Here is a 903-nt window from a genome sequence, read left to right on the forward strand (position 1 = left end):
GCCGTGGTCCAGCGCAAGCCGGGCGCGCTTCGCAACGGCGCCCCGTTTGTTGAGATGCCGGAGGGCTTTCGTGAGCTGCAGGACCAGATGCTGCGCAGGCCTGGCGGGGATCGGGAGATGGTCGATGTCCTGTCATTGGTATTGCATCACGACGAACAGGCGGTCCTGTGCGCGGTGGACATGGCGCTGAAGGCCGGCGTGCCGACCAAGACCCACGTGCTGAACCTGTTGCACAGGCTGGTGAGCGGCACTTCAGTCGAGCTACCAGATGTGACGCCACCTCCGGCCTTGACGCTGAGCAAGGAGCCCGAGGCCAATGTCGCACGCTACGATGGGCTGCGCACGTCCGGAGGCAAACGCCATGCGTCATGATCCCGCCGGCGCTGCTATCGTCATCATGCTCCGCAGTCTGAAGATGCCAGGCATGGCGCAGGCCGTGCATGACCTCATGGAACAGGGTGCGCCTGCGTTCGAAGCGGCGATCCCCATCCTGTCGCAGCTGCTGAAGGCCGAAATGGCCGAACGTGAAGTGCGGTCCATCTCTTATCACATGAAGGCAGCGCGCTTCCCGGCTCACAAGGACCTGTCGGGCTTCGACTTCGCCGCCAGCGAGGTCAACGAGGCCCTCGTTCGGCAGCTTCACCGATGCGAGTTCCTGGATGCTGCCGAGAACGCGGTCCTGATTGGCGGGCCCGGCACCGGGAAAAGCCATGTTGCGACTGCCCTCGGTGTCCAGGCAATCGAGCATCACCGCAAACGCGTGCGCTTCTTCTCCACAGTCGAGCTGGTGAACGCGCTGGAACAGGAAAAGGCGCTGGGAAGGGCCGGGAAAATCGCCGAGGCGTTGGTGAAAACCGAATTGGTGATCCTCGACGAGCTCGGATACCTGCCGTTCAGCGCCTC

The 903-nt window shown here is 63.5% G+C and carries 1 protein-coding gene and 1 pseudogene; both read left to right on the forward strand.

Annotated features, from left to right (window positions below; genetic code table 11):
• Window positions 1–372, forward strand: a pseudogene (locus VK682_RS27260) (IS21 family transposase); the annotation flags it as partial.
• On the forward strand, window positions 362–903 hold a 542-nt coding region (locus VK682_RS27265), incomplete at its 3' end, for an ATP-binding protein (protein WP_324783000.1). The pseudogene VK682_RS27260 and the gene VK682_RS27265, both read left to right, overlap by 11 nt.

It is taken from the genome of Salipiger marinus (assembly GCF_035481585.1).
Classification (GTDB): domain Bacteria; phylum Pseudomonadota; class Alphaproteobacteria; order Rhodobacterales; family Rhodobacteraceae; genus Salipiger; species Salipiger marinus.